Source organism: Thermococcus prieurii (genome assembly GCF_054657655.1).
The window spans coordinates 1,038,267-1,056,259 of record NZ_BAAHYH010000002.1; the positions used below are offsets into that span (position 1 = coordinate 1,038,267).

At 56.3% G+C, this 17,993-nt stretch carries 24 protein-coding genes; 11 read left to right on the plus strand and 13 right to left on the minus strand.

Going from position 1 to position 17,993, the window contains the following annotated elements; translation table 11 throughout:
• Positions 1-4: 4 nt before the first annotated feature.
• The 4 genes from ACYQ04_RS08990 to ACYQ04_RS09005 form a co-directional block, all read right to left on the minus strand.
• Positions 5-1,477: a 2-isopropylmalate synthase gene (locus tag ACYQ04_RS08990; protein ID WP_460128945.1), complete on the minus strand. Its 1,473-nt coding sequence runs from the start codon at positions 1,475-1,477 to the stop codon at positions 5-7.
• 24 nt (positions 1,478-1,501) lie between these two features.
• Positions 1,502-2,491, minus strand: a complete 990-nt coding sequence (gene ilvC, locus ACYQ04_RS08995) for a ketol-acid reductoisomerase (RefSeq protein WP_460130120.1) — start codon at positions 2,489-2,491, stop codon at positions 1,502-1,504.
• A gap of 10 nt (positions 2,492-2,501) precedes the next feature.
• Positions 2,502-4,187 (minus strand): biosynthetic-type acetolactate synthase large subunit, encoded by a 1,686-nt coding sequence (gene ilvB, locus ACYQ04_RS09000; protein ID WP_460130122.1) that lies wholly within the window; start codon positions 4,185-4,187, stop codon positions 2,502-2,504.
• A gap of 139 nt (positions 4,188-4,326) precedes the next feature.
• Positions 4,327-4,719 (minus strand): hypothetical protein, encoded by a 393-nt coding sequence (locus ACYQ04_RS09005; protein WP_460128947.1) that lies wholly within the window; start codon positions 4,717-4,719, stop codon positions 4,327-4,329.
• Positions 4,720-5,032: 313 nt separating this feature from the next.
• Here ACYQ04_RS09005 and ACYQ04_RS09010 point away from each other — a divergent pair, with 313 nt between their 5' ends.
• The 5 genes from ACYQ04_RS09010 to ACYQ04_RS09030 all read left to right on the plus strand — a co-directional run bounded on the left by ACYQ04_RS09010 (position 5,033) and on the right by ACYQ04_RS09030 (position 9,095).
• Positions 5,033-6,067, plus strand: a complete 1,035-nt coding sequence (locus tag ACYQ04_RS09010; protein WP_460130124.1) for a DUF835 domain-containing protein — start codon at positions 5,033-5,035, stop codon at positions 6,065-6,067.
• 48 nt (positions 6,068-6,115) lie between these two features.
• The gene (scpB, locus tag ACYQ04_RS09015; RefSeq protein WP_460128949.1) at positions 6,116-6,724 is read left to right on the plus strand and encodes an SMC-Scp complex subunit ScpB; all 609 of its coding nucleotides are present in this window, start codon (positions 6,116-6,118) and stop codon (positions 6,722-6,724) included.
• Positions 6,725-6,842: 118 nt separating this feature from the next.
• A complete protein-coding gene (locus ACYQ04_RS09020) occupies positions 6,843-7,913 on the plus strand; it encodes an OB-fold nucleic acid binding domain-containing protein (RefSeq protein ID WP_460130126.1) in 1,071 nt (356 codons plus the stop codon).
• A gap of 1 nt (position 7,914) precedes the next feature.
• On the plus strand, positions 7,915-8,292 hold the full coding sequence (locus ACYQ04_RS09025) for a replication protein RepA (RefSeq protein WP_460130127.1): 378 nt from the start codon (positions 7,915-7,917) through the stop codon (positions 8,290-8,292).
• Positions 8,289-9,095 carry an OB-fold nucleic acid binding domain-containing protein gene (locus tag ACYQ04_RS09030; RefSeq protein ID WP_460128951.1) on the plus strand — a complete coding sequence of 269 codons (807 nt, stop codon included), beginning with the start codon at positions 8,289-8,291 and terminating at the stop codon, positions 9,093-9,095. Before ACYQ04_RS09025 ends, ACYQ04_RS09030 begins: the two co-directional genes overlap by 4 nt.
• Here the strand turns inward: ACYQ04_RS09030 and mntA are convergent.
• From mntA to ACYQ04_RS09055, 5 genes are read right to left on the minus strand one after another with little or no spacing between them, the layout of a single operon-like run.
• On the minus strand, positions 9,080-9,490 hold the full coding sequence (gene mntA, locus ACYQ04_RS09035; protein ID WP_460128953.1) for a type VII toxin-antitoxin system MntA family adenylyltransferase antitoxin: 411 nt from the start codon (positions 9,488-9,490) through the stop codon (positions 9,080-9,082). The genes ACYQ04_RS09030 and mntA overlap by 16 nt on opposite strands.
• The gene (hepT, locus tag ACYQ04_RS09040; RefSeq protein WP_297516306.1) at positions 9,462-9,896 is read right to left on the minus strand and encodes a type VII toxin-antitoxin system HepT family RNase toxin; all 435 of its coding nucleotides are present in this window, start codon (positions 9,894-9,896) and stop codon (positions 9,462-9,464) included. Before hepT ends, mntA begins: the two co-directional genes overlap by 29 nt.
• A gap of 47 nt (positions 9,897-9,943) precedes the next feature.
• A complete protein-coding gene (locus ACYQ04_RS09045) occupies positions 9,944-10,324 on the minus strand; it encodes a ribonucleoside-triphosphate reductase (protein WP_460130129.1) in 381 nt (126 codons plus the stop codon).
• A 5-nt stretch (positions 10,325-10,329) separates the two neighbouring features.
• Entirely contained in the window at positions 10,330-11,163 is an 834-nt protein-coding gene (locus ACYQ04_RS09050) for a geranylgeranylglycerol-phosphate geranylgeranyltransferase (protein WP_460128955.1), read from the minus strand.
• Between the two features lie 47 nt (positions 11,164-11,210).
• Positions 11,211-12,272 carry a Clp1/GlmU family protein gene (locus tag ACYQ04_RS09055; RefSeq protein WP_460128957.1) on the minus strand — a complete coding sequence of 354 codons (1,062 nt, stop codon included), beginning with the start codon at positions 12,270-12,272 and terminating at the stop codon, positions 11,211-11,213.
• A gap of 145 nt (positions 12,273-12,417) precedes the next feature.
• Between ACYQ04_RS09055 and ACYQ04_RS09060 the strand changes: the two genes are divergently transcribed.
• Positions 12,418-12,882 carry an Lrp/AsnC family transcriptional regulator gene (locus ACYQ04_RS09060; RefSeq protein ID WP_460128959.1) on the plus strand — a complete coding sequence of 155 codons (465 nt, stop codon included), beginning with the start codon at positions 12,418-12,420 and terminating at the stop codon, positions 12,880-12,882.
• Here the strand turns inward: ACYQ04_RS09060 and engB are convergent.
• The gene (engB, locus tag ACYQ04_RS09065; RefSeq protein WP_460128960.1) at positions 12,877-13,425 is read right to left on the minus strand and encodes a GTP-binding protein EngB; all 549 of its coding nucleotides are present in this window, start codon (positions 13,423-13,425) and stop codon (positions 12,877-12,879) included. The genes ACYQ04_RS09060 and engB overlap by 6 nt on opposite strands.
• 92 nt (positions 13,426-13,517) lie before the next feature.
• On the opposite strand from engB, the gene ACYQ04_RS09070 reads away from it, so the two are divergent.
• On the plus strand, positions 13,518-14,168 hold the full coding sequence (locus ACYQ04_RS09070; protein WP_460128963.1) for a PRC-barrel domain-containing protein: 651 nt from the start codon (positions 13,518-13,520) through the stop codon (positions 14,166-14,168).
• Here ACYQ04_RS09070 and ACYQ04_RS09075 read toward each other — a convergent pair.
• Entirely contained in the window at positions 14,165-14,335 is a 171-nt protein-coding gene (locus ACYQ04_RS09075) for a preprotein translocase subunit Sec61beta (protein ID WP_099209711.1), read from the minus strand. The two genes, ACYQ04_RS09070 and ACYQ04_RS09075, sit on opposite strands and share 4 nt — an antisense overlap.
• Before the next feature lie 130 nt (positions 14,336-14,465).
• Between ACYQ04_RS09075 and ACYQ04_RS09080 the strand changes: the two genes are divergently transcribed.
• The 3 genes from ACYQ04_RS09080 (at position 14,466) to ACYQ04_RS09090 (ending at position 16,597) form a co-directional block, all read left to right on the plus strand.
• Positions 14,466-14,846 (plus strand): 30S ribosomal protein S6e, encoded by a 381-nt coding sequence (locus ACYQ04_RS09080; RefSeq protein WP_460128965.1) that lies wholly within the window; start codon positions 14,466-14,468, stop codon positions 14,844-14,846.
• 76 nt (positions 14,847-14,922) lie between these two features.
• Positions 14,923-16,149: a translation initiation factor IF-2 subunit gamma gene (eif2g, locus tag ACYQ04_RS09085; protein ID WP_460128967.1), complete on the plus strand. Its 1,227-nt coding sequence runs from the start codon at positions 14,923-14,925 to the stop codon at positions 16,147-16,149.
• Between the two features lie 31 nt (positions 16,150-16,180).
• Positions 16,181-16,597, plus strand: a complete 417-nt coding sequence (locus ACYQ04_RS09090) for a type II toxin-antitoxin system VapC family toxin (protein WP_460128969.1) — start codon at positions 16,181-16,183, stop codon at positions 16,595-16,597.
• Here the strand turns inward: ACYQ04_RS09090 and ACYQ04_RS09095 are convergent, their stop codons facing one another.
• Both ACYQ04_RS09095 and ACYQ04_RS09100 read right to left on the minus strand, forming a co-directional pair.
• Positions 16,598-16,825 (minus strand): type II toxin-antitoxin system HicA family toxin, encoded by a 228-nt coding sequence (locus ACYQ04_RS09095; protein WP_460128971.1) that lies wholly within the window; start codon positions 16,823-16,825, stop codon positions 16,598-16,600.
• The gene (locus tag ACYQ04_RS09100; RefSeq protein WP_042692534.1) at positions 16,822-17,049 is read right to left on the minus strand and encodes a type II toxin-antitoxin system HicB family antitoxin; all 228 of its coding nucleotides are present in this window, start codon (positions 17,047-17,049) and stop codon (positions 16,822-16,824) included. The genes ACYQ04_RS09095 and ACYQ04_RS09100 overlap by 4 nt, the downstream gene beginning before the upstream one ends.
• Positions 17,050-17,210: 161 nt before the next feature.
• On the opposite strand from ACYQ04_RS09100, the gene ACYQ04_RS09105 reads away from it, so the two are divergent.
• Positions 17,211-17,987 carry an HD domain-containing protein gene (locus ACYQ04_RS09105; protein ID WP_167914386.1) on the plus strand — a complete coding sequence of 259 codons (777 nt, stop codon included), beginning with the start codon at positions 17,211-17,213 and terminating at the stop codon, positions 17,985-17,987.
• Positions 17,988-17,993 lie beyond the last annotated feature (6 nt).

Below are 17,993 nucleotides of genomic sequence, written 5' to 3' on the forward strand. Positions count from 1 at the left end.
CAAATCACCTCGTTACGGCATTGAGATAAGCCTGAGCGCTCGCCTCGAGGATGTCCGTGCTGAGACCGCGCCCGACGAGCACCTTTCCATCCTTCTCAACCCTGACGAGGACCTCCCCAAGTGCATCTCTCCCCGAGCCGACCGAACTAACGCGGTACTCCACGAGTCTGGCCTCTATTCCGAGGGCGCGGTTTATGGCCGAGAACAGCGCGTCCACAGGTCCGTTAAACGAGTGCGAAACCTCAACCCGCCCCTCACCATCCAGAACCCTGACCGCGGCGGTTGAGAGGCCTTTGGTGGCCGTCACGTGCACCATCTCGACGCGGTACGTTGGCTCCTCCAGCTCGTACAGCAGCACCTCAATGTCAAGCTCCGTTATCCTCTTCTTCCTGTCGGCGATCTCCTTGAACCTCGCGAAGGCCCTGTCAAGCTCCTCCTCGCTCAGCTCGTAGCCGAGCTCCCTCAGCTTCTCCCTGAAGGCGTGTCTGCCGGAGTGCTTGCCCAAAACTATCCTGCTGCCGGAGAAGCCGAGCCTCTTCGGGTCTATTATCTCGTAGGTCGTCCTCTCCTTGAGGACGCCATCCTGATGGATTCCCGACTCGTGGGCGAACGCATTGGCCCCGACGACCGCCTTGTTCGGGGGCACCTCTATCCCTGTCAGGTGAGCTACGAGCCGGCTCGTCCTCGCTATCTCGGAGAGGTTTATCCCGGTCTCCGCTTTGTAAAAGTCCTTCCTCGTGTCGAGGGCAACCACAACCTCCTCCAGAGCGGCGTTCCCGGCCCTCTCACCTATCCCGTTTACGGTCACCTCCACCTGCTCGGCCCCTGCCCTTATGGCCGAAAGCGAGTTCGCAACAGCTAAGCCAAGGTCGTCGTGGCAGTGGACGCTTATCTTGACGCCCCTCATGCTCAGGTTCCTTTTGAGGTACCTTATCAGCTCGTAGAACTCCTCGGGGGTCGTGTAGCCCACGGTGTCGGGGACGTTTATCACCGTCGCCCCTGCATCTATGACCGCCTCGTAAACCTCCACGAGGAAGTCGGGGTCGCTCCTGGTGGCGTCCTCGGCTGAAAACTCCACCTCGTCGGCGAACTGAGCGGCAAGCTCCACGGCTTTAACGGCCAGTTTCTTAACCTCCTCAGGACTCTTGCGGAGCTTGTATTTCATGTGAACAGGGGAGGTCGCTATGAAGGTGTGAATCCTCGAGCGCTCCGCGTTTGAGAGTGCCTCGCCGGCCTTCCGTATGTCGCCCTCAACGGCCCTCGCGAGGGCCGCTATGACGGGACCCACAACCGTCCCGGCTATCCTCTTAACCGCCTCGAACTCGCCCGGCGACGCGACTGGAAAGCCGGCCTCGATTACATCGACGTTGAGCCTCGCGAGCTGCTTAGCTATCTCCACCTTCTCATCAACGGTCAGGCTTACACCCGGCGTCTGCTCGCCGTCCCTGAGCGTCGTATCAAAAACGTCCACCCTCATTGCCCCACCTCCAAAAAAAGGAGGTCAGGACTCGAGGCCGGACATCTTCCTTATGAACCGTCCGACCCTCTCGATCTCGTGCTCCTCAATCGGCTTCATCAGCTCCGCGAGAACCTCCCGGGCGTTGTCAGCCTTGGCTATCCACTCCCTTGCGAATTCGCCGCTCCTGACCCTTTCAGCGTAGCGCCTCATGTTCTCCTTGACGTGCTCGTCTATCACCTTCGGCCCAACGGTCAACCCGCCGTACTTCGCCGTGTCCGAGACGGCCCTCAGCATTCCCGTGAAGCCCTTCTCGTAGATGAGGTCCATGATGAGCTTCGCCTCGTTGCAGGCCTCGAAGTATGCCAGCTCCGGCGGGTAGCCGAGCTCCACGAGAACCTCAAAGCCCTTCTTGATGAGCTCGATTAGGCCGCCGACGAGGACGAGCTGCTCCCCGATGAGGTCGCTCTCGGTCTCGTCCTTGAAGGTCGTCTCTATGACGCCCGCCCTCGTCGAGCCTATGGCCTTGGCCATGGCCAGGGCGAGCTCCTTGGCCCTTCCAGTGTAGTCCTGGTAGACGGCTATGAGGGAGGGTACGCCGAAGCCCTCCAGGTAGACCTCCCTGACGCGCCTCCCGGGGCTCTTGGGGGCGACCATCACGACGTCAACGTACTCGGGCGGAACTATCTGCTTGAAGTGGATGTTGAAGCCGTGTGAGAACCCGAGGGCCTGTCCTTCCCTGAGGTACGGCTCTATCTGCTCCCTGTACACTTTGGGCTGGATCAAGTCCGGGATGAGGATGTGCACGACGTCGGCCCTCTTAACGGCCTCCTCTATGGGGTAAACCTCGAAGCCGTCCTTCTCGGCCCTCTTCCACGAGCTCCCGTTCGGTCTGAGGCCGAGGATTACGTGCACCCCGGAGTCCCTCATGTTCTTCGCCTGCGCCTCTCCCTGGTTGCCGTAGCCGATGACGGCAACCGTCTTGTCCTTCAAAACGTCCATGCTTACCTCATCGTCGTAGTACACCTTCACCATTTCCATCACCTCAGTACCTCGTTACAACCTTCGTTATGTGCTCCCCCGGCGGAACCATCGGCAGGACGTCGTCCTCCGGGTGGATTGGGACGTCTATAACCGTCGGGACGTCCGAGTTCATGCCCTCCCTCACGGCTTTGATCAGCTCGTCCATTGTCTCGGCGCGGAAGCCGTTGGCCCCGTAGACCCTTGCCAGTTTGTCGAAGTCAGGGTTCCTGATGTACGTCCCGACGTAGCGCCTTCTGAAGAACATCCTCTGCCACTGGGCCACCATGCCGAGGGAGGAGTTGTTGAGGATAAGAACGATCACAGGTATCTTCTCGCTCACGGCCGTAGCTAACTCCCTCTCCGACATCATGAAGCTCCCGTCGCCGGCTATGTCGATGACCACCCTGTCGGGCTTCGCCACCTTGGCCCCTATTGCGGCTGGGAAGCCGAAGCCCATCGTTCCGAGCCCGCCGGAGGTCACGAACGTCCGGGGCCTCAGTATCGGGAAGTAGAGGGCAACCCACATCTGATTCTGACCGACCTCGGTTGCAACTATGGCGTCCTCAGGCAGCAACTTCCGGAGCTCCCTCAGTATCTCAGGAGGCCGGAGGTAGTTCCCATCGATCTCCGGGATCTCCTCCCGGTAGCGCTCCTTGAACTCCTTAACTTTCCTAAGCCACAGCCAGTCCTCCCTTTTCTGAACGCGCCTCATTATCTCACGTCTTATTGAAGCCAGAACCCGCTTTGCATCGCCGATTATTCCAAGGTCAACCTTGACGTTCTTTCCAACCTCTTTCGGATCTATGTCGATGTGGATTATCCTAGCCTCGGGCGCGAAGTTCTCGAACTCGCTTACCGTCCTGTCGCTCCAGCGCATTCCAACAGCTATTATGAGGTCCGTCTCAGGCAACAACTTGTTGGCGGCAACCTTACCGTGCATCCCCAGGTTGCCCACGTAGAGCGGGTGGTTCTCGGGGACTGCCCCCTTGCCCATGAAGGTGGCCATTATCGGTATGAGCAGGTGCTCCGCTATCGCGAGGATCTCGTCGCCGGCACCGCTGGCAACGACACCCCCGCCGACTATGAACGCCGGCCTCTCGGCGGAGAGAATCATGCCAACGGCCTTCTTCACCTCCTCCGGACAGGCGTCGAGCTTCGGGGGCTTGAAGGGGGTTATCAGCTGCTCAACGTCCACATCAAAGTCCATCTCAGCTTCACCGGTCTGGGCGTCCTTGGGAAAATCCAGCAGAACCGGCCCCGTCCTCGGCAGAGTCGCTATCCTAAAGGCCATCTTAACGGCCCTGGGAACCTCATCAGGCTTCCGTATCTGGTAGTTCCACTTGGTTATCGGCTTCGTGACGCCTATGATGTCGGTCTCCTGAAAGGCCATCTTGCCGACCATGTACGTCGGCACCTGGCCGGTTATGGCAACTATCGGGGAGGAGTCCATGTAGGCCGTTGCTATTCCGGTCACCAGGTTCGTCGCGCCGGGCCCGGAGGTGCTTATGGCAACCCCGGGCCTGCCGGAAACCCTGGCGTAGCCGTCCGCCGCGTGCGCCGCCCCCTGCTCATGGCGCATCGTTATGTGCCTTATTTCGCTGTCAGGGAACTCGTCGAAGACTGGCATTATGCCTCCCCCGATTATGCCGAAGGTGTGCCTCACACCCTCCCTTTCCAGAGCCCTCACGAGGGCCTTTGCACCGCGCATAGAGACCACCACAGAAAACCTCCTTTTCCCGGCTTGGCCGGGTTTTCAGAGAATAATAATCCCAATAATGACGGCTATAGTTGGGACACCGAGAAGAAGGCAGGAAATCGAAAGGTTGGTACGGCGGGGCGTCATCGCGTCAGTACCTCCCAGTCATATTCCTCAGCACTGGGTCGTTCATCAGGCCGTCGCTCACCATCTCGACCATCGAGAAGAGCTCGCACCGGCCAGTTTCCTCGTCGAGGGGCTCGACCTTCAGCACCTCATCCCTTCCACCGGAGACCCACTTGACGACGACACTCCTCCTCTTGCCGTGCCTGAAGGCCTCGAACAGGGCGACGCCGTAGCCAAACACCCACCAGTTGGCCTTGAAGTCCACGCTCCAGCCGTGCCTCCTGAGCTCTTCCTCCACGAAACTCTCAACTTCTCTTGGCCCGACTGGCGTTCTGAGGACAACGGTCAGCCAGCCGGGGGAGTTTTCAAGGGCGTTCCAGACGGACCCATCCCAACCGAAACCACCAACGGACTCCATGGAGAACACCTCCAGAACTTTTGCGGGCGGCAAAAAAGAGCCGCCACTTCAGAGAACAATGATGAGGATAATGTCTATAGCAATGAGAAGAAGGGGAAGGGCACCATTGAGACCGAGGCGGGTGGTGGTGCCGTTCATTGCCATCGGAATCCCTTCATACTATCAACTATAAAAACTTTTCGCTTGCGTACAGTGGTGTTTATACAACTAACCTTGTGCATCATACTTAGATGGAGCATAGTTGGACAATACTGAGTAATAATGGGGAAAAAGGTTATAACAGCAACATCTCAAAGATATTAGAGTGGTTGCAATGGGTGTTATGCTGATTGCAGGCCAGCTCTTGAGCCTCTTTGCAAAGGTTGCCGTGGCGGCGTTCCTCTTAAAAGCGTACCTACATTCAGGGAGACGTTCCCCAATTTACCTCGCCATCGCATGGCTTGTGTCAGCGGTCGTCGTACTCATGGACACCCTCGATATGGAAACGCTCGTCGCGGTTTTCTATGCCCTCTTCTCCGCAGTTCTCTTTTACGGCTCCCTGCTGTTCCTAATCGAAGAGGGCCAGGTCTCACTCAAGCGACCCTGGATTTGGGCCCTCCCTCCAATCGTCGGGACCATCTACAGCCTCCTATTGGGTAGCGGCTGGGAGTCACGAGTTGGTGTGTCCTACGGGATTTCAGCATTCTACGTCTTTCTCGCGGGGGTCACTATAGCCTCTGCTGAGGCCGACTTCCCAACGGCGAGAAGGGCTGGAATCGCCTTGGCGCTCTTTGGGCTCCACGAAATGGACTACCCCGTCCTCAGGGACGTTCAGTGGTTCGCGCCAATAGGTTTTGCACTCGGAGCTTTCCTGACGGTACTATCTGCTTACCTAATGGCCAAGATGGTGCTCTCGGAGAGGTTCATTGGGAGCAAACCTGCCGTTGAAGTCAAACCAGGTGTCCGGTTGCTAACGAGGAGGGACTACGAGAGAGTTGTTACCCACCTTAAGGATTATCCCGTCCTCGCGTTCCTAAGGGAGCCAAACACATTTCCTGCTTGGACCGGATACATGCTAACCGCTGTGACGGGAGATATGAGAATCCACCCCACGAACCTCGCAAGGATGAGCGAGATAGTGAGCAGATACCTGCGCGAGGCCTCTACCCAGGACGTTACTGGGGTTGTTGTCATTGACGGCGTGGAGTTCCTCGTGACGTACAACGGCCTCCAACCGGTTCTCAAGTTCCTCGCGACGCTCCGGGACATGGCACTCGTCAACAATGCCCTTCTGCTCGTCTTTGTGGAGGAAAATGCCTGGAATCCAAAGGAACTGTCCATGCTGAAGCGGATTTTTGCGGGGGAATGACGGAAGTTTAATAACCAACTTCGACGAGACCTTCGACAGGTGTGAACCATGGGACTGCTGGAGGACAAGGCCCTCGTTGAGGCGGCCCTCTTCGTTTCGGGAAGACCGCTCAGCGTCAAGGAACTGTCAAAGGCCCTCGGGATAAAATCCCTCGACTACCTTGAAAAGCTCATAGAGCTCATAGCGGCTGAGTACGCGGAGAGAAAGAGCGCAATAGAGGTCGTCAAAGTTCTGGGCGACAAGTACGTCATGCAGGTCAAGCAGGAGTACAGTCAGAGGGTTATCCACCTCATGCCGAGACCTGACCTAAGAACCGGCGAGCTGAAGACCCTCGCGCTCATTGCTTACCTCCAGCCGATAGAGCAGAGCAAAATCATAAAGCTCCGCGGAAGCCAGGCCTACGAGCACATAAGGAAGCTGACGGAGATGGGTTTAATCTACGCGGAGCCCTACGAGAGGACGAAGCTCCTCGGGACGACCCAGAAGTTTGCCGAGCTCTACGGCTTCCCGGAGAACGACCCGGCGATAATCAAGGAGGCCTTCAAGAAGGTTGTCCATGCGGAGTACAGCGACCTCATAGCGAAGCTCGAGGGCAAGGCAGGGGACGAGAGTACCGAAACTGAGGGAGACAGCTCCGAAAGCGACGGAACTTCTTGAGCCCCCAGTTATCCTTTTTCTTCGATAGCACAGAAATAATGCCCCTTCTCGCCAAAAGGAGTTCGGAGAACAAAAAGTTTAAATACCCCGAGTCCCAATTACCATCAAGGTGAGTGCTATGGTAGGCCTTACAAAGGAGCAGATAATCAATCGAATCATCCGGCATCGAGGCCTCTCAAAGGAGGAAATCGAGGATAGGATTGCCGAGCTGGCTAAAACCCACGGGATTTCCGAGCACGCCGCGGCTGTAATGCTGGCCGAAGAGCTCGGCGTCAAGCTCGAGGAGGGCGAGGAGCTCCTCCACATAGCTGACCTCATCCCGGGAATGAGCAACGTGAACATCGTCGCGAGGGTTCTCAGAAAGTTCCCGCCGAGGGAGTACCAGAAGAGGGACGGTTCGACCGGAAGGGTCGCCAACCTCATCATCTACGACTCCACCGGTCAGGCGAGGCTCGTTCTCTGGGACAACTTCGTTAGCAAGTACTACGACGAGCTCAACCCGGGCGACGTCATCAAGGTCATAGACCCCCTCGTCAAGGAGGGAATGCGCGGGATAGAGCTCCACGCCAATTACCGCACGAGAATCATCAAGGACCCTGAGGACCCGCGCGTCGAGGAGATACCGCCCATCGAAGAGGTCAGGAACTACAACTACAGGAGGATGAAGGTTAAGGACCTCGAAGGGAACGAGCGCTTCGTCGAGCTCAGGGGGACCATAGCGAGGCTTTACAGGGTTATAACCTACGACTCCTGCCCGGAGTGCAGAAGGAAGGTTGACTACGACCCGGCGAGCGAGAGCTGGGTCTGCCCGGAGCACGGCCCGGTCAAGCCCGTGAAGATGGTAGTCCTCGACTTTGGCCTGGACGACTCAACCGGCTACATCCGCGTTACCCTCTTCGGCGACGATGCCAGCGAGTTGCTCGGCGAAAGTCCAGAAGAGATAGACGAGAGGCTCAAGAAGCTCATCGAAGAGGGCCTGACGATGAGGGAAGCCGGAAGAAAGCTCGCGGAGGAAACCTACTACCCACTCCTCGGCAGGGAGATAATCGTCAGGGGCAACGTCACGGAGGACAAGTTCCTCGGAACGCTCCTCAAGGCCAGAACCTGGGAAGACGTTGATGAGAGGCGCGAGATAGAGCTCGCGAGGAGAGAGCTGAGGGAAGTTTTGAGGGCCTTCGGTGGTGAGTGAAATGGAGGAGATGAGGTTTAGGCGCAGAAAGCCCGCCGTTGAGAGGAAGATTGCCGAGATTAGGGAAGACGATACGAGGGTTTCCCTGATAGGCAGGGCCTTCAAGGTTGACAAGCTCGACTACACCTTCTGGCTCGACGACGGAACTGGAGTTATACTCGTCGAAAGCGAGGAGAACGTTCTCCCCGAGAACGGCCAGGTCGTCAGGGTCATCGGCAGGGTCATAAGGAGCGAGGAGAGCGTTCACATCTTCGGCGAGGTCATACAGGACTTCAGCGACGCCGACCTGGAGGCCCTGGAGGAGATAAGGGAGCTTGAGAGGAAAGTACTGCCGAAGGTTAAGAACGTCATCAGCTTCTTCGGAGGTGAGGAGCTATGAAGAAGCGCCTTCCGGCGAGCAGGGTCTACATCAAGGACATCCTCGACGGCTACTACGTCAGGAGCGAAGGTGATTTCGAGCCCAACTACCTCATAACGCGCGACGCCAGAAAGGTCTACCGCGTCAAGGTCGTTGCCACAGTCGTCAGGGAGCCGGTGATAAGCGACGACGAAACCTACGGCAAGTTCCAGATTGACGACGGAACCGGAACCATCTGGGTTCTCGGCTTCAGGGACGACACGCGCTTCATAAGGCTCGTGAAGAAAGGAGACATAGTCCAGATAATCGGAAAAGTGGCGGAATGGCGCGACGACAAGCAGATACTCGTCGAGGGAGTTGCGAAGGTGAGTCCGAACTTCTGGATACTCCACCGCTTTGAAACGCTCCGCGACAAGGTCGAGCACGCGGAGAAGGCGAAGATAGCCTTCGAAATCTACGACCGCTACGGAATAACGGCCAAGGCCAAGGTCATAGCCAGGAACAAGGGCGTTGACGAGGAGCTCCTCCAGACTATAGACGAGCTCTACACCATGATGCTCGAGCAGAGGGCTCTCGAAGAAGAGCTAATCGAGGAGGAAACGACCGAGGAGGCCGAGGAGACACCTGTCAACCCGGAGCTCGAGAAGGCGAAGGAAGCGGTCATGAACCTCCTCCGTGAGAAGGGCAAAGCCCTGTCGCACAAGTTCATAGTCAAGAAGCTCTCCAAGGAGTTCGACGAGGAAATCATAGAGGAGGCTATAAGCCAGCTCTTAGCCGATGGGGAAATCTACGAGCCGGAGATAGGCTTCTACGAGCCCCTGTGAAGGAGCTCCCTTCTCATTTCCCTTTCAAAGTGCCTGAAGTCGAGGTACTCCCTGACCGTCAGGTCGTAGAACTCAAGCCATTTCTCCTCGTCCTTGGTGAAGAGTAGCTTTCCGTGGAGAACCCTGTACCTAAAAGCAGGTGGTGCGTCGTTCAAAACCCTGACATCAACAGGGTATTTGAGGAGCAACTCAAGCTCCACCGCAAGCTGGAGCTCGTAGCTGAGGAAGTCCTTCACCTTCTCCGGGTCAACGTACACGGCAACGTCGATGTCTCGGTAGAATTCGCCCTCAAGGAAACTACCGTGAAGGTAAGCGAAGATTATCTCCCCCTCCTCCATAAGGAATTTGGTGAGGGCTTTGATGGCCTCATCCTTGTTTAGATGTCCTCTCGACATACGCAAGCACCTCATCCACAAACTGACGGAGGTCTCCAATGTCGTTTCTCAATATCGAATAGACCCGCTCGTCACTTATTCTCCAGTAAATATGGACGAGCATGTTCCTGAACTTTGCCATCATTGAGAGCCTGTGTGCCAGGTCTTCACTTATCACCCCCAGCTCAGAAAGCCTGAGAAAGCATTCAGAATACGTATTAGCGGGTTTTCCGAGTTTGGCAACGATATGATTGCAGACCGAAATCGCGGCCTCGATGGCCGTTATAAGACGATACTTTGCGGCGTCTTTGACGTACTTTTCGCTCAAAAACTCTTCTAAGTCCATTGAAGCTATTTCCTCCAGCTCCGTGAGTGCATCTTCAAGCTCTTCCAGGCGACGGAGAACTAAATCCGGGTCAATTCCCACAGGACCACCCAAAAGGGATAAAGGGTCGTAAGGATAAAAACCCATCGTCAGTACTGCTCGCGCATCGTCCTTATCACGGGGTCGTGTATCAGCGTTGACGTTATGCTGTCCACCATGCGGAAGAACTCGTCCTTTCCGCGCTCGAGGTCGAGGCTCTCAACCCTAATTAGCTCGCAGTCCCTCCCCAGTATCCACTTCCCAAGGAGAATCTTCTCCCTCCCGTCCTTCTGGAGGTCGAGCCTTATGAGGCCGTAGGGTATGTCGGCGGTCCACCAGTTGGCCTTGAAGGTCACCTTCCAGCCCGCTTCTTCAACGACCCTGGCGAGTTCGTTTAACGTTTTAGACGGACCGTGCGGGGTCTTGAACGTCAAAACGATCCAGAGCTCATCGTTTTCAAGCTCTTTAATTATCTCGTCCTTAAACTCCATACTCATCACCTCACGAGCGAAGCTATCATGAAGGCCATAACGGCAAGGAATATGCTTATTTTGAGCAGTTTTTGCGAGCGGTGGGCGGTTTCCCTGTCCTGAGAGCGGAGGATTAGGAAGGCCGAGTAGAGAATTATGGCATCCACCGGAACCATCGCGAGGTAGCTGAGGCCGACGCCGGCCTTAATCGGCAGGAAGGACGCGATAACCGTCAGAAACGCGAAGAACGCCCCCACGTAGGCGGATTTCTTCTTCCCGATGACTATCGGAAGGGTCCTCGCGCCCTTGGCGAGGTCGCCTTCAACATCTTCTATGTCCTTTATTACCTCCCTCGCGACGTTAACGAGGAACGCACACAGGGCGAGGTAGCCTGCGAGGCCTATCTTCCCGACCGCTATCGCGCCGTAGAGCGGTGTGGCTCCGGTAAGGCCTGCGACGACGAGGTTGCCAACGAAGGGGAGTGGCTTTAGCTTCCAGGCGTAGAGGAACATCGTTGTGTAGGCGACAACAGCAAGCAGGAGGGCGTAGACGTTTATTAACGAGGCGAGGATTAGGCCGATGGCGAAGAGCGCCATCGCGTACCAGAAGGCCGTTTTTCTGCTCATCGCACCCCTCGGCAGGGGCCTCTCGGGCCGGTTTATTCTGTCTATCTCGTAGTCGAAGTAGTCGTTTATCGTGTTGCCGGCGGAGCAACCGAGAGTGACCACTAAGAAGACGAGCAACGCCTTTACCGGCTCCGGGAAGTGGCCTACCGCCACTATCGAACCAAGCAGGCCGACTACCCCAGCCAGGACGCAGTTGTGCGGCCTCGTTATTTCGATGAAAGCCCTCGCCTCCAAACTACCACCGTCCAACCGTTATGGTTAGTCTTTAAAACCTTATGGGTTCAAAGTTCGTCTCTCCTCATGAGACCGAGTTCCTCGCCGGTCTCAAGGACCCTCATCCTGCCGAAGCGGAGTTCCCTAACCTCTCCAAATGCCTCCTCGTCGAGGGGAGTGAGCAGTTGAAGGGTTTCAGCGCTGAAGTTCACCCACTTGAGGATTCCAAGGCCGAGACACAGCCCGTTCCCGTCGAGGAGACCCACGAGCAGGTTGCTGAGCCTCTCGAAGTCAACGGCGTGAATCGAGCGGTAGCTCCTTGGGAAGCTCTCCTCATCGGCCTTGACGACCGTGTAGCGCCCCTCGTTTTCCCAGCCCGCCAAAACGAGCCACCTGAAGGCCCGCGAGAGGAGGGTTTTCTCTCTTTCATCGAGGGGACGGCCGTTGAAGAGCGAAGTTCCCGTTAATGCAACCTCCGAAAGGCTGAACTCCGCCAGTCTGGCGTTGGAGAAGTAAGCCTTCCACTTCTCAAACCTTATCTCCCGCCTCTCCTCCCGCGCAACGGTTTTCGCGTTCTCGCTGACGGTCAGCCTGACGACCTCGCCGTAGGAGCTCAAAGCCCTCGCCAGGGATTCCAACTCGCCGTTCCGCTCGAGGAGGACTATTAAGTCTGGCCTCACGAGCTCCGCCTTGAGGCGCTTCATCTCGAAGCCAGGTCCAGTTACGAAGCCGGTCGTGTCTATCAGAACGATTTCGGCGCTCCTCTCGGCAAGCTCAACGAGCCTCTTCACCCCCACGGCCATCTCGCCCGTGAACTGGGAAGGGGATACGATGCCTATGAAGTAGTGCGCAACTCCATTAAGCTCGGAAAGGCTGGAGAAGTTCTCATCGGGAAGGGCGAGGCTTATCGTGGCCGGCGGGAGGATACCCTTCTGGCCGACGTCGGAATCAACCACCGCGACGCTCCTCCCAAGGCTGAGGAGCTCGTTGGCCAGAAACGTCACGAGGGTACTCTTTCCGGCGTCGAGGCCACCGATGACCATGACCTTAACCGCGTCGCGGGACGAGAGTTCGGCGAGGAGTTCAAGCCGGTCCGGTGGAACGTCGCGGGTGTAGATGGCCTTGTTCATGGTTTAAGGTTTCCGCCGAGAGTTAAAAACCTTGAGTCCGGGAAACTTAGAAAAACTTATAAGATACATCACTCCCAGTGAGAAAATGAAAAGTTAGATTTGACGTTTATCGCACTCAAATTGAAAAAAGGTAAGGTGAAGGCTCATGGTTGAGAGGAACACCCTCACCCCAAGGCAGGTTAAGCTTCTAAGGAAGCTCTACGAGGATGGGAAGACCATAGAGGTTCACACCGTCGAGAAGACCCAGGACGAGCTTGCAAGGGAGCTCGGAATAACGAGACAGGCTCTGAGCAACCACCTCAAGGTTCTCAAGGAGCTCGGCTACATAAGGACCGGCAGGGGTTTCATCGATTTGACGGACAAGGCCCTCGAACTGCTCGGCGAGAAGAAGGGCGACGTCTTCGTCTTCGTCAAGATAGAGCCGACCAAGAGAAGGCAGGTCTACGAGGCGATAAGGAAGCTCAAGATAAAGAAAATCTACCGCGTCACCGGCGACGTTGACCTTATCATCGAGGCCGACAAGACCAAGCTCGACGAAATCCTTGAGGAGATAGCTTCCCTCGACGGGGTGAAGGAGACCAACACCCACCTCGTTCTGGAGATTCTATGAGCGGGTTTTCCTTTCCATCAATCTTCTGAGCTCGTCGAGGTTCTTCCCGAACTTGGCAGAGATTGGAACGAAGGTTTCGGGAATCTCGGAGTAGGGGACGCCGAACTTCTCGGCGAGGAAGTGAACGACCCGCTCGACGTTCTTGACCTTGTCAACCTTGTTGACCGCCACTACAACAGGTATTTCCAGCTCACTGAGGAACTGGTAGAACTCCACATCTATCGGGATTTCGCCCCTCTTCTCCCAGCGCTCTATAATCTCGGGAGCGGCCTTTCCGTCAACGACGAGGACGGCGAGCTCTATTTTATCGGCGTTGTCCTCGATGAAGTGCACTATCTCGTCCTTTATCCGCTCCTGGACGTGCTTCGGAAGCCCGCTCATGAAACCGAAACCGGGCAAATCAACGATTTTCTTCCCGCGCCACTCGATTTCGATGGGCTTCCTCGTCACGCCGGGCCTCTTACCTCGCTTAACCTTCTTTCCGGTGAGCCCGAATATGAGGGTGCTCTTACCAACGTTGGAGCGCCCGGCGAATATTATCATCTCTCCCCACCGGGCTGAAGTTCTTTCGGGCCTTTAAAAGGTTTGGCGGAAAGGTTAAGTATGCCGGAAGACAAAATCCAGCGGTGGTGAATATGCCTGAGGAAGCGCGGGCCAACCAGCTTATAAACAAGTTCGTTATCTCCCTCACCGACGGCAAGATACTCGGCTACGTCACCGACATAAACGTCGAGGTCGAGGGCGACCAGTTCTACTTCATCCTCAAGATGAAGGAAGTCGAAAACCTCGGAAAGGGACAGAGCATCTTCACGAGTGAGAAAAAGCTCAAGATAACCCCAAACGATATAGTCAACGTTGGACCGGACGTCATAATCCTCGGCGACGGTAAGGTTCCCCCGCTCAGGGAGATAGAGAGGCTCCACCAGATAGCGGAGGAATACACCTCGCTTCGGGCCGAACTCGACGCGAAGCAAAAGGAGATAGAGCACCTCAAGGAGGAAAACTACCGCCTCAAGAGGGAGCTCGACGAGCTTCAGCGCGAGCTGAGAAAGTTCCAGGTCATGAAGGACGACTTCGAGCACCTCAAGGAACAGCTCGTGAGGCAGGAGGGCCAGCTCGAGATGGCGAGGGAGTATATAAGGCTTCTCGAGGGCCTCAGGGGGGACATAGACAAGATTAAGGCCGACGTTGAAGCCCTAATCCAGAGACAGCTTGAGGAGGTCGTCAGGGGGATAATAGACGAGGAATTAAACGCGAGGGGATTGAAGAAAACGAGCTTCCTTTAGCCAAAGATGCTCGGACCGAAAGCGTGCAACAGGAACTCGGCCGCAACCAGTATGAGGGTCATCGCTATGACGCCCTTCGGGCTGACCTTTATGGCCCTCGTGTCCTCGTCGAAGAACCTCATCAGTCCCGCTCCGGTCGGCGGAAGTGTGGTCTTTTCCTTCGCCATACTATCACCTGCCCTTGAGTTTTCTCCATGATATTTAAGCTTCACGGTAAGGTTTTTAAACGCTCCGTTCAAGACCGCTCGGGAAAGGGCTCTGCCCAATGAATCCCGCTGATGAATGGAGGTGGGAGGAATGGCCACTTTCAAGCTCGTTATATCGAACCCGAAGAACGGTATAGCGAAGCAGGTTGAGATAACCGGTGGAGAGGCCGAGAAGCTCGTAGGAAAGCGCATAGGCGAAACGATTCCAGCCAAGGAGCTCGGACTCAACCTCAGGGAGATATTCGGCGACGAGAGCATCCCGGAGAACGCGGAGCTCAAGATAACCGGCGGAACCGACAAGGACGGATTCCCCATGAGGCCCGACGTCCACGGCCCGAGGAGGGTTAAGATACTCCTCTCCAAGGGACCCGGATTCAGGCCCAGGGAGAAGGGTGAGAGGAGGAAGAAGACCGTCCACGGCAACACCATAAGCCCGAACATCGTCCAGGTCAACCTGAAGATAGTTCTCTGAACTCCTTCGATTTTCCTCTTCTCCCCGCGGTAACCTTAATAAACGTCCCCGCTTTCTAAGCTTAGGGGTGAGAGAGATGGCCAAGAAGTTTAGGCAGGCTGAGGTTAACATCGGCATGGTAGGTCACGTTGACCACGGTAAGACGACGCTCACCAAGGCTCTAACCGGAATATGGACAGATACCCACAGCGAGGAGCTGAGGAGGGGTATCACGATAAAGATAGGCTTCGCGGACGCGGAGATAAGGAAGTGCCCGAAGTGCGGGCGTTACTCCACTTCCCCGGTCTGCCCGTACTGTGGCGCCGAAACTGAGTTCGAGAGGCGCGTTTCCTTCATAGACGCTCCCGGCCACGAGGCGCTGATGACGACGATGCTCGCCGGTGCCTCGCTCATGGACGGTGCCGTTCTCGTCGTTGCGGCGAACGAGGGAGTCATGCCCCAGACGAGGGAGCACCTCATGGCCCTTCAGATAGTCGGCAACAGGAACATAGTTATAGCGCTCAACAAGATTGAGCTCGTCGATAGGGAGACCGTTATGAAGCGCTACCAGGAGATTAAGGAGTTCGTAGCTGGAACCGTCGCCGAGAACGCCCCGATAATCCCGATTTCGGCACTTCACGGCGCGAACGTTGACGTTCTGCTCGCTGCAATAGAGAAGTTCATACCAACGCCAGAGCGCGACCCCACCAAGCCACCCAAGATGCTCGTCCTGAGGAGCTTCGACGTCAACAAGCCCGGAACTCCGCCGGAGAAGCTCATCGGCGGTGTCATAGGCGGTTCGATAGTCCAGGGCAAGCTCAGAGTTGGCGACGAGATAGAGATTCGCCCGGGCGTTCCCTACGAGGAGCACGGCAGAATCAAGTACGAGCCGATAACGACCGAGATTGTCTCGCTCCAGGCAGGGGGAAGGTTCGTCGAGGAGGCCTACCCCGGTGGACTCGTCGGAGTTGGAACCAAGCTCGACCCGTTCCTCACCAAGGGCGACCTCATGGCAGGAAACGTCGTCGGAAAGCCCGGAAAGCTGCCTCCGGTATGGGACGAGCTCCGCCTCGAAGTCCACCTGCTTGAGCGCGTTGTCGGAACCGAGGACGAGCTCAAGGTCGAGCCCATCAAGAGGAAGGAGGTCCTCCTCCTCAACGTCGGCACCGCCAGGACGATGGGCCTCGTCACCGGCCTCGGCAAGGACGAGGTCGAGCTCAAGCTCCAGATTCCAGTATGTGCGGAGGTCGGCGACAGGGTTGCCATCAGCAGGCAGGTTGGCTCAAGGTGGCGCCTCATCGGCTACGGCTTCATAAAGGAGTGACCCCTCTTCCCTTTTCTTCCCGGTGGTCGAGATGGCCCATAGGAGAGAATGGCTCGTCCTTCCAGACACCAACTTCCTCCTCGTCCCCGGCCAGTTCGGGGTCGACATAGTTTCCGAGCTCAACAGAATCCTCGACGTGAAGTTCAAAATCGTCGTTCCAAACGTCGTTCTTCAGGAGCTCGATGTCATAGAGCGGAAGACGCGCGGGAAGGATTTGCTCGCTGTTAGAATGGCGAAGAAATTAGCTGAGAGGTTCGAGACCGTTGAAATCGGGGAGTTCGGGAAAAGGCCGATAGACGACCAGATTTACGACTTCGCCGTCAAAAACGAGAGGATAATAGTCTGCACCAACGACAAGGGCCTGAAGAAGCGCCTCCGCGAGAAGGGAATTCCAGTGGTTTACCTCCGCTCGAAGAAGATACTCGAGCTCGAGGGCATGCTTGAGTGATTACGGGTCATCAAGCAGTTCTAACAGTTCGTCGGTTGTTATCCCCACCTCACGCATTATGGCCTTTAAGAGCCCAGTTTTAAGGCGCTTGTGTAGAGGGACAACGACCATTTTGCCCGAATCGTTGACGAGAACGACGTGAGAGCCCCTTTGTCTCACGGGTTTGTAGTTCAGTTTCTGGAGGGCTTTTATAAGTTCAAGCCCCGAAACATCGCGTGGAAGTCTCACACCGAAACCTCCGCAATTTGGACGTTATTCTTGCGCTTTATCTCGCGCAGGGTCTCTTGAAGCTTCATTTCCTCTGCCACCTCAAGGTACAGCTCTATTGCCTCCCTGATGTTTTTGAGAGCTTCCTCCACGGTCTCACCCTGACTCACGCAACCGGGCAATGCAGGAACGTACGCGACGTACCCACCTTCCGGCTGGGGCTCAAGCACAACTTTCAGCTTCACCTTACACACCCCATTGAGGTTTCAACGTGGAGGGTTATAAAAACTTCTCAAATCGAATTTGGGCAAATACGTCAAAACCGCCCCGCAAACGCCAGCTTTTTTCACCGAATCCCGTTCAAAACCCTTAAATTCTCCCCGCCGTTTGGCCCTTGGGTGGGAGAATGTACACCGAGGAGGAACTTCTGAAGGAGATTAGGGAACTCCTCGACGACGACAGGCTCTTTGAGGCCTACGAAAGAACCTTCAGGGAGTACCACTACTACTTCGACACCACCAACTACATAGTGCTCAACGTCTACCAGTTCAACGACCACGGGCCGGTTCACGTCCTCCTGACGACGAGAAGGGCTTTGGAACTGCTGAGAATCCTCAGGAAGTTCGGAATCCAGACGACGGCCGAGAAGCTCGGAAAGCCCCACTGGTGGAGCAAGTTCATCGTCGCCTTCGGAGCGCTCCTGCACGACATCGGCAACATGATACACAGGATAAACCACTACGAGTTCAGCGTTTTCTTAGCCGAGCCGATAGTCGAGAAGCTCGTGAGGGAGTTCGAGAGGCGCGACCCGCTCCTCCTGAAGGCTTTAACCCTCAACGCTATATACACCCACGACGAGCACGTGCCGTGCACGACGATAGAGGGCTCGCTCGTCACGATAGCGGACGGCTGTGACATGGAGGCAGGAAGGAGCAGGCTCGTCCACAAGAAGGACCGCGTTGACATACACGCCGTCTCGGCCCTGGCAATAGAGCGCGTGGAGATAAGGGAGGGAAACGAGAGACAGCCGATACTCATCGAGATATGGATGAAGCACCCCGCCGGAATCTTCCAGGTGGACGAGATTCTGACGAAGAAGGTCAAGAGCTCCCTGCTGGCCGGTAAGATAAGGCTCAGGATTCACACCGGCAAGGACGGGGAGACCCTCGAAAAGGTTATCTGAGCTCTT